Genomic DNA, 9,688 nt, shown 5'->3' on the forward strand with positions numbered 1-9,688 from the left:
TCGTTCGCCGTTCGCCTGTTCGGCGGTCCTCACTCCGTTCGGACCGCCCCTGCTCACGGTTCGCTTCACTCACCGTTCGCACGTACCGGGGCGCTCGCTGATGCTCGCGCCCCCCATACCAGAATCTTCTTTGTCTATCTCGCCGCAGATTCGCCCGTATGATTCCCATCGACGACACGCCGCTCTGCCGTGACGGGAAGGTACTCATCCTCGCGTACGACCACGGGCTCGAACACGGCCCGGTCGACTTCCGAGGCGTCCCCGAGAGTGCCGACCCCGAACGGACCTTCGAGGCGGCGACCCACGACGCCGTCACCTCCGTCGCGGTCCAGAAGGGCATCGCCGAGGCCTACTACCCCAGCTACGAGGACGACGTCGACCTGCTGATGAAACTCAACGGCACGTCGAACCTCTGGATGGGCGAGCCGGATTCGGCCGTCAACTGCTCCGTCGACTACGCCGCCGAGGTCGGCGCCTCCTCGGTCGGCTTCACCCTCTACGGCGGGTCGAACAACGAGGTCGAGATGGCCGAGGAGTTCCGCGACGCACAGGAGGCCGCGCGCGACCACGGCCTGCCGACGGTCATGTGGTCCTACCCGCGCGGACAGGGCCTCAAGAACGACACCAAGCCCTCGACCATCTCCTACGCCGCGCGCCTCGCCCTCGAACTCGGCGCGGACGTGGCGAAGGTCAAGCACCCGGGCAGCCGGGATGCGATGGAAGACGCCGTCCGAATGGCCGGCAAGACGAAGGTCGTCATGTCCGGTGGCTCGAAGACGACCGACCGCGAGTTCCTCGAATCGGTCAAGCAGACCATCGACGCCGGCGGCAAGGGCCTCGCTGTCGGCCGCAACGTCTGGCAGCGCGAGGACCCGACGCGCATCCTCGACGCACTGGAGAAGGTCATCTTCGAGGAGACCACGGTCGACGCGGCCCTCGACGCGGCCGAGCGATGAGCGATTCCATCGACGCGATACTCGACGTCGTCGCCTCGACTGCGCCCGACGTCCGCGGCGGGCTGGCGGGTCGACGCGTCTACGAAAGCGGGGAGAACCCCTCCGGCGAGCAGCAACTCGCGGCGGACGTCTACGCCGACGAACTGCTCGAAGAACGGCTGCTGAACATCGACGCGGTCGGCAGCTACGCCAGCGAGGAACGCGACGAAATTTCGGAGGGCGAGGCGCAACGCGCCTCGGAACCGACGAGCGGCGACCAGCCGCGAGACGATGGCTATCTCCACGTCGCGGCGGACCCCCTCGACGGCTCCTCGAATCTGAAGTCGAACAACACGATGGGGACGCTCTTCGGCGTCTACGACGAACCGCTGCCGACCGCCGGCCGCGACCTCGTCGCCGCCGGGTTCGTGCTGTACGGCCCCATCACGACGATGGTCGTCGCCCGCGACGGCGACGTGACCGAGTACGTCATCGAGGACGACGGCGAACGCGAAGTCGTCACCGAGGACCTGACGCTCCCGACGGACCCGACCGTCTACGGCTTCGGCGGCCGGGTGCCGAACTGGACCGACGACTTCGCGGCCTACGTCGAATCCGTCGAGCAGGAACTGAAACTCCGCTACGGCGGGGCGATGATCGGCGACGTGAATCAGGTGCTGACCTACGGCGGGGTTTTCGGCTATCCCGGCCTGCAGGACCGCCCCGAAGGCAAACTCCGCTTGCTCTTCGAGGGCCATCCCATCGCCTACATCGTCGAGTCGGCGGGCGGGGCCTCATCGAACGGTGAGCGGTCGCTGCTGGCGTGTGAACCGGAGCGGCTCCACGAGCGGACGCCGCTTTTCGTCGGCAACGACGAGTATATCGACCGGCTGGAAGACGCGCTGTAACGCGGGCGGCGAACGCCGTTTTTCAGTATTCGTTGCCTTCCTGCGACAGCAAGACGACGAGCGACAGCCCCGAAACGACGATGAGCACGAGCGCGGGGACGGCGGCGTACTGGAAGTAGGCGGACTCCTGTGCGCGCCAAATCTGGGTCACCAGCGTCTCGAAGCCGGTCGGCCGGAGTACGAGCGTGAGGGGCAACTCCTTCATCGTCGTCAGGAAGACCAGGGCGGCCCCGGCGACGACGCCCGGCGCGATAAGCGGGAGGATGACCCGACGGAAGGCACCGAATGAGGACTCCCCGAGCGTCTGGGCGGCCTCGAAGAGTCGGGGGTCCGTCTGGAGCGTCGAGGTCCGGACGGCGCCGACCGACTGGGGCATAAAGCGGACGACGTAGGCGAACACGAGCAGCGGGAGCGTCTGGTAGAGCCACGGGACCAGTCCGCTCCCGAAGTAGACCAGCGCGAGCGCGAGGACGATACCGGGGACGGCGAAGCCGACGTAGGTCGCCCGCTCGAAGAGCGTCGCCACGATGGAGTCGCTCCGGGCGGCGAAGTAGGCGACCGGCAGCGACGCCAGTGCGGCCACGAGTGCCGCCGCTCCGGCGACACCCACGGAGTTGAGGGCGTAGGTCCACTCGAAGGCCAGCGAGGGGCGCCCCCCGTCGGCGGTGACGAGCCACATGCCGAATATCCACAGCGGGACGACCAGCGCGAGGAAGACGACGCTGGCGGGTAGCGCCACCGCGGGCCAGCGCCACTTGCCGAGGCGGACCGGCGCGTCCTCGGCGCGACTGGTGCCGGAGCCGTGGACGTCCTCGCCGGGGCGGACCCACCGTTCGAGCGCCAGCACCGCGAGCACGAGCACGAGCAACTGCAGCGAGAGCAGCGCGGCGTACTCGCCGCCGAAGGCCCTGTATTCGACGTATATCTGCCGCGTGAAGACGGGCAGTCGCATGATGGAGGGTGTCCCGAAGTCGGAGACCGCATACAGCGCCGACAGCAGCGCGCCGGCGGCGATGGCGGGCCGGAGATGCGGGAGTGTCACGCGCTTGAACGCCTTCCAGCGGTCGTGGTTGAGGGTGCGGGCGGCGTCGACCAGTCGGGTGTCGAACGAGAGGAGCGCACCGCGGGTCGTCAGGTAGACGTAGGGGAACGTGTACAGCGTGATGACGAGCGTGGTGCCCGGGAAGCCGTAGATTTCGGGCAGTCGCTGGATGCCGAGCGGCGCGAGCAGGTCGTGGAACTCCCCGCGCGGTCCGAACGCGGAGACGAAGGCGAAGGCGCCGAGATAGCTCGGAACGACCAGCGGCAGGGCGACGGCGACCGACCAGAAGCGCCGGAAGGGGAGGTCGGTTCGGGTGGTGAGATACGCCAGCGGGACGCCCAGCAGTATCGAGAAGCCGGTGACGAGCGCCATCAGAAGCAGGCTGTTGACGACGATGTCGAGCGTGGCCTGCCGGAAGAGCAGCGACCACGCGCGGGCGGGGTCGATGGAGGCGGCTTCGACGAACAGCCACGTCAGGGGAAGGACGACACACGCGGCGATGACGCCGGCGAGAATCGCGAGACCGAACGACCACTCGCCGTCGTCGCTGCCCCGACCCAGAAGCGGACTACCCACGGCTACTCACCATCACATCTCGTGAATCGCAGTTCGCCGAGTATAAGGTTTTAGGTTTACCTAAGAACGGTATGGAGCTGACCCGTCGGGACGCCGTCGCGGCGCTCGCGGCACTCGGTGCCGGCAGCGCCGCAGCCGGCAGCTACCACCTCTCCCGAGGGAGCGAGGACGTCCCCAGCGACCAGCGCGTCCGGGGGACGCTCGTCGCGGCCGCCGAGGTGGTCTACCCCTCGGAAGTCGAGGGAATCGAGCCGTTCGTCCGGCGGTTCCTCGACGGCCGCCTCGACGACTCGACACACGCCGAGGGGCTCCGGGCGGCCGTCGCGGAACTCGACGACCACGCCCTATCGTGGTACGACGGCCACTTCGTCGACCTGCCGGTCGACACCCGCGAGAGCCTGCTCAGGGAGATGGGTGCCGACGTCGCCGACGAGGCCCCCGACGGAACCACCGCCGAGCAGGTTCGGTATTACGTCGTCAACGAACTGCTGTTGGCGCTGTATTCGTCGCCGAAAGGCGGGCGACTGGTCGGCATCGAGAACCCGCAGGGCCATCCCGGCGGCACCGACAGCTATCAGCGGGGGCCACAGCGATGACCGACCGCACGCCCGTTTCGGACGCCGATATCTGCATCGTCGGTGCCGGTCCGGCCGGGTCGCTCGTCGCCGACCGCCTCGCCGGCGCCGGCTACCGGGTCGTCGTCCTCGATGCCGGCCCGCGGTTCGATTCCGCCGAGCGCCTCGAACGACAGGAGCGGGCGATTCGCCCGTACTACGACCGCCCGGACGTCTGGGACGGCGACCCCGAACGCGACGCCTATTCGGCTACCGGAGAGTGGTCCTACCCGCTGAATCACGCCCGCGTGAAGGGCGTCGGCGGGTCGACCCTTCACTGGCAGGGGATGGTCATGCGCCTCCACGAGGCGGATTTCAACTCCGGCAGCGAGCGTGGCGTCGGCCCCGACTGGCCCATCGACTACGCGGACCTGCGGCCGTACTACGCCGACGCCGAGGCCGAACTCGGCGTCTCGGGTGCGGACATCCCCTTCGGCCCGCCGCGGGAGGACCCGCATCCGATGGGCGCGTTTCCGCCCTCCTACAGCGATTCGCTGTTCGCCGAGGCGTGCGACGAACTCGGAATCGCGATGCATCCGGTGCCGAACGCCCGCAACTCCGAGTCCTACGGCGGCCGCAGCGAGTGCGTCGGCTACGGGACCTGCCAGCCGGTCTGTCCCTCCGGCGCGAAGTACGACGGAACCGTCCACGCCGAATCCGCCGAGGCGAAGGGCGCGGCGGTCATCGACCGCGCGCGAGTGACGGAACTCGAACACGGCCCCGACCGTATCGAGGCGGCGGTCTACGTCACGCCCGACGGCACCGAACACCGACAGGAGGCCGACGCCTTCGTCCTCGCCGCCGGCGGCGTCGAGATTCCCCGCTTGCTCCTCCTCTCCGAATCCGAACACTACCCGGACGGCCTCGCCAACTCCAGCGGCCTCGTCGGCCGCTACTTCATGGACCACCTCTTTGCGGGCGCAGGCGGCCGCCTCGACGAACCCACGCGGCAGAACCACGTCGGCTTCCTCACGAGCGAGAGCCACCAGTTCTACGACGACGCCGACGAGGAACACGCGCCGTTCAAACTGGAGTTCTTCAACTACGCCGGCCCCTCGCCCGTCGAGATGGCGCTGTCGGGCGACGACTGGGGCGACGAGCAACTCGAACGGCTCCGGAACGGCTACGGCGACCACGTCGCCGTCGGCGCGCTGGTCGAGCAACTCCCCCGCGAGGACAGTTACGTCGGCCTCGACCCCGAGCGCACCGACGACCTCGGCAACCCGGTGCCGGACGTCCACTGGAACGTCGGCGACCGCGCCCTCCGGACCATCGAGCGCGTCAACGACATCCAACACGAGATTCTGGAGGCACTCGGCGCCGACATCCAGTGGACTGCTGGCCCCGAGAGCACCGGCCCCGCCTACCACCACATGGGGACGACGCGAATGAGCGCGGACCCAAGCGAGGGCGTCGTCGACGCGAACCTCCGGACCCACGACCTCGAGAACTGCTGGATCGCCTCCTCGTCGGTCTTCCCGACCGGCGGCGCGATGAACCCGACGCTGACCATCGCCGCCCTCGCGCTGAAAGCCGCCGACAGCATCCGAACGCGGCTCTGACTATTGTTTTAGGCGAACCTAAAAATTCAAGTGGGTAGGGTGGAAACGGCGTGGTAATGAGCGAATCAGTCGAGATGCCGGCCGACGGCGTCAGCGCCAACGGCACGGCTCATGGAGATGCGGCCGCCACCGACGCCGAGACCGAATCCACGTCCGGACCCGCCGCCGAGGAGTACACCTTCGAGGACCTCGCGGTCGTGATGGGTACCTACAACGAGGAGGAGGCCATCGCGACCGTTCTGGAGGACATCGACGAGGTCACCGACGGCAAGGCCGAGGTCGTCTGCGTCGATGGGTCCTCGGACCGGACCCCGGCGATAGCCGAGGACCACGGCGCGACGGTCATCCGGCAGGAACCGCAGGGCTACGGCGTCGCCGTCCGCGAGGCCGTGCTGACTCCCGACCGTCCCATCGTCGTCACCACCGACTGCGACGACACCTACCCGATGGAGCAGTTACCCGAGTTCCTCGAGTACATCAACGAGGGCTACGACGTCGTCAGCGGCGACCGACTCTATCACGGTGCCGACGCGATGCCCGCGTTCAACCGGTTCGGCAACCACGCCTTCGCCGCCATTGCGAGCGTCCTGCTCGGCGAGCGCGTCCACGACACGACGACCGGGATGCGTGCCTATCGTCGGGAGGTCGTCCAGTCCATCGACTGGACCGAGAACACGGGGCTGTCGGCGGAACTGTTGATGCGCCCGCTGGCCCGCGGCTACGACGTGCGCGAACACCCCATCGAGTACGCCGAACGCCTCGGCGAGACCAAACTCGACCCCATCGAGGGCGGACTGGCCATCGCGAAATCCATCGTGACGGTCGGCCTCGAAGAGCGGTTCCGGTAACCGTATTCGTTCCCTTATAAATCGGGCGCGGGAAAATCAGGGGGTCCGACGGCTTACTTGTGCGGACCCAGCAGGTCGTAGCTACGTTCCCACTCGTAGTCGTCTTCGTGGTACCGTTCGGCCAGCGGTTCGTCGGGCATCTCGCCGAGGTCGCGTTTCTCCTGTCCGTAGGAGGGCCGGTCCGCCTCGTGGTAGAACCGACCGGTCAGCACCTCGCCCTCGTAGAGGGCCGACTCGGTTTTCTGCATCATCTCGGCCGCGTCCCGCCGGTCCGAGACGTCGAAGTCGTAGTCGTCGTTCTGCTGGACGTCGATGTAGGGGACGTACTGCTTTGCGTCCTTGTTCCACGTGGGACACTGGGTCAGGAAGTCGATGTGGGAGAAGCCGTCGTGTTCGATGGCTTCGACGAGGATTTCCTGGGCCTGATTCGGGTTGACGGCGGCGGTGCGGGCGACGTAGGTGGCACCCGAGGTCAGCGCCGTCGTCAGGGGCCGAATCGGGGACTTGGCCGAGCCGTGGGGCTGGGTCTTCGACTTGTGGCCTTTCGGGCTGGTCGGGGAGGTCTGCCCCTTCGTCAGCCCGAAGATTTCGTTGTTGAACACGATATAGGTCATATCGTGGTTCTCCCGTGCGGTGTGCATGAAGTGGTTGCCACCGATGCCGTAGCCGTCGCCGTCGCCGCCGGCAGCGACGACTTCGAGGTCGGGATTGGCGAGTTTCGCCGCCCGGGCGATGGGTAGCGAGCGGCCGTGGATGCTGTGGAACCCGTAGCTGTCGAAGTAGCTGCTCAGTTTGCCGGAACAGCCGATACCGGTCACCAGCAGGACCTCCTCGGGGTCCCTCCCGAGGTCGGCCATCGCGCCCTTCAGCGCCTTCAGGACGCCGAAGTCGCCACAGCCCGGACACCACGTCGCCTGGGGCTCGATGCCCGGCGTATACTCGTCACGCTCTACCTCGCGGTCCGCTCCGATTGCGTTGAATGCGCTCATGGTCAGTCACCTGCCGCGGGGACGAACCGGGTGGTCGGCGCGGGTTCGCTCCCCTCGATGATGGTCTCGAACCCCTCGACGACTTCGTGGGGTTCGAACGGGTTGCCGTTGTACTTCAGGAGGCTGTTCATCTTCGGGCCGAACCGGCCCAGTTCCTTCTGGATGAGGCCGCGGAACTGCGCGGAGCCGGTCATCTCGACGACGAGTGCCTCGTCGACCGATTCGAGGAACTCGGTGAGTTCGGCCTCCGCGAGCGGCATGATTTCGGCGACGCTGAGGGCCTTGACGCTGTGGCCGGCGTCGTTCAGTCGGTCGACGGCCTCGAAGACGGTGCCCTGCTGGCTACCGAAGGTGATGAGCCCGTAGTCGGCGTCGTCGGGGCCGTGGTAGGTCTGGTGGCTGTCCTCCTTCTCGTCGAGGTCCTCGCGGATCGAATCGAGTTTGCCGAGGCGACGTTCAAGTTGGGCCACGCGGTTCTGCGGGTCCTCGCTGATGTGGCCCTCGGGCGTGTGTTCGTTGCCGGTCGCGAGGAACTTCCCGCCCTTCTGTCCCGGGAGGGAGCGCGGTGAGACGCCCCTGTCGTTGTCGGGGTCGTGCTGGAAGCGCTGGAACTTCCCGGAGGCGTGGTGGGCGGCCTCGGCGAGTTCCTCCTCGGTGAGCGTCTCGCCGAGGTCCGGGTTCGGCTCGCGGTCGAAGAAGGACTCGTCGACGTTCCGCAGTTCGCCGGAGAGCTTCTGGTCGTAGAGGACGATGGCCGGAAGCTGGTACTCGTAGGCGACGCGGAACGCCTCGCGGGTCTGCTCGTAGGCCTCCTTGACGTTGCTCGGGGCGAAGACGACCCGGGTGGAGTCGCCCTGACTCGTATAGAGGACGTGTTCGAGGTCGCTCTGTTCGGGCTTGGTCGGCATCCCCGTCGAGGGGCCGGCGCGCATGGCCTCGATGAGGACGACCGGCGTTTCGGTCATCTCCGCGAGGCCGAGCGGTTCGGACATCAGCGCGAACCCGCCGCCCGAGGAGCCGGACATGGCCTTAACGCCGGCGTGAGATGCGCCCAGAGCGAGCGCGGCAGCGGCAATCTCGTCTTCGACCTGCTCGGAGATGCCGCCGACCTCCGGGAGGTACTTGCTCATCAGCGTGAAGACTTCGGTCCACGGGGTCATCGGATACCCCGAGATGAACCGGCAGCCCTCGTCGAGGGCGCCGAAGGCGATGGCGTTGCTGCCCGACAGCAGGACCTGCTCCTCGTCGTGTTCGCCCTCGGGCATTCGGAGGTCGTGGGAGAAGTCCATGTCCCTGACCTGCTGGTAGGCGGCTTCGAGGATTTCGAGGTTGGCCTCCAGTACCTCGCCGGACATGGCGTCCTCCATGAGGTCCTCGACGTGCTGGAGGTCGTACTCGAGGAGGGCGGCCGTCGCGCCGACGCCCGCGGTGTTCCGCATGACCTCCCGGCCCTTCTCGCGGGCCATCCCACGGAGGTCCAGCGGGTAGACGTGCCAGTCGTTCGCCTCGACGCGTTCCTCGAAGTCGGGAATCTCATCGGGGTCGATGAGCCCCTCGTCGTAGATGATGACCCCGCCTTCGCGGAGTTCGTCGAGGTTCTCCGCCAGCGGCTTGGTCTCCTCGTTGCCGTAGTAGGCGTCCTCCTGTGGGTTGCGGGCGAAGGAGTCACCCAGCGCCAGCAGGAAGTTGTAGCCGTCGCCCCGGGATGTGACTCCGTCGGGGCCGGCCCGGACCTCGACGTAGGTGTGGCCGCCGCGGATGCGCGACGGGTAGTGCCGGTGGGTGAATACGTCGAGGCCGGACCGCATCAGTGCTTTCGCGAAGTTCTGGCTCGTCGAGTCGATTCCGTCGCCGGAACCGCCCGCGATTCGCCAGATAAGTTCCTCTGTCATTGATATCACTGCGCCCGGCAGGGCGCCTTGCCTCGACTTCGGGTGCCTCCGACTAAAGGGTTTGTGAGTTATTCGCATAGATTAATAATGATATAGGTGTTTAAACACGCTTGCCGACTGGTGGTTTGTATCAATAAAACGTTATATAAATGGCCGTCCGTCGTGCTGTCGACGGGGTCGTCCCCGGCGGACGGCGGTGTTCAGATAAGGATGAAGAGTGAGGCGGTGCGTTTTCTGAGTGATCTATGCCCGAAAACGACCGCCTCAACGGATGTTTGGACGAGATTGAGTTAGGTTTTGTGGAGCGAGAAGCGACACCGCG

General features: G+C 66.9%; 8 protein-coding genes and 1 pseudogene. 6 read left to right on the forward strand and 3 right to left on the reverse strand.

Translation table 11 applies throughout. From position 1 onward, the window contains the following. Positions 1-158: 158 nt before the first annotated feature. Complete coding sequence (locus tag U5914_RS16570) at positions 159-956, forward strand: class I fructose-bisphosphate aldolase (RefSeq protein WP_336136857.1); 798 nt, start codon at positions 159-161, stop codon at positions 954-956. Then, positions 953-1,843: a class 1 fructose-bisphosphatase gene (locus U5914_RS16575; protein WP_336136858.1), complete on the forward strand. Its 891-nt coding sequence runs from the start codon at positions 953-955 to the stop codon at positions 1,841-1,843. Before U5914_RS16570 ends, U5914_RS16575 begins: the two co-directional genes overlap by 4 nt. A gap of 22 nt (positions 1,844-1,865) precedes the next feature. Here U5914_RS16575 and U5914_RS16580 read toward each other — a convergent pair whose 3' ends face one another. Then, the gene (locus U5914_RS16580; protein WP_418766791.1) at positions 1,866-3,446 is read right to left on the reverse strand and encodes an ABC transporter permease; all 1,581 of its coding nucleotides are present in this window, start codon (positions 3,444-3,446) and stop codon (positions 1,866-1,868) included. An 86-nt stretch (positions 3,447-3,532) separates the two neighbouring features. Between U5914_RS16580 and U5914_RS16585 the strand changes: the two genes are divergently transcribed. From U5914_RS16585 to U5914_RS16595, 3 genes are all read left to right on the forward strand, one after another. After that, on the forward strand, positions 3,533-4,057 hold the full coding sequence (locus U5914_RS16585; RefSeq protein ID WP_336136860.1) for a gluconate 2-dehydrogenase subunit 3 family protein: 525 nt from the start codon (positions 3,533-3,535) through the stop codon (positions 4,055-4,057). Further along, complete coding sequence (locus tag U5914_RS16590) at positions 4,054-5,637, forward strand: GMC family oxidoreductase (RefSeq protein WP_336136861.1); 1,584 nt, start codon at positions 4,054-4,056, stop codon at positions 5,635-5,637. The genes U5914_RS16585 and U5914_RS16590 overlap by 4 nt, the downstream gene beginning before the upstream one ends. A 200-nt stretch (positions 5,638-5,837) precedes the next feature. After that, entirely contained in the window at positions 5,838-6,485 is a 648-nt protein-coding gene (locus U5914_RS16595) for a dolichyl-phosphate hexose transferase (RefSeq protein ID WP_418766792.1), read from the forward strand. Positions 6,486-6,538: 53 nt separating this feature from the next. On the opposite strand, the gene U5914_RS16600 is transcribed toward U5914_RS16595, so the two are convergent. Continuing rightward, entirely contained in the window at positions 6,539-7,474 is a 936-nt protein-coding gene (locus U5914_RS16600) for a thiamine pyrophosphate-dependent enzyme (RefSeq protein WP_336136863.1), read from the reverse strand. 2 nt (positions 7,475-7,476) lie between these two features. Beyond that, the gene (locus U5914_RS16605; protein WP_336136864.1) at positions 7,477-9,366 is read right to left on the reverse strand and encodes a 2-oxoacid:acceptor oxidoreductase subunit alpha; all 1,890 of its coding nucleotides are present in this window, start codon (positions 9,364-9,366) and stop codon (positions 7,477-7,479) included. 245 nt (positions 9,367-9,611) lie between these two features. Here U5914_RS16605 and U5914_RS16610 point away from each other — a divergent pair. Next, positions 9,612-9,688: pseudogene (locus U5914_RS16610) on the forward strand (IS6 family transposase); the annotation flags it as partial.

This window comes from Natronomonas amylolytica, assembly GCF_037031205.1.
Taxonomy (GTDB): Archaea; Halobacteriota; Halobacteria; order Halobacteriales; family Haloarculaceae; genus Natronomonas; species Natronomonas amylolytica.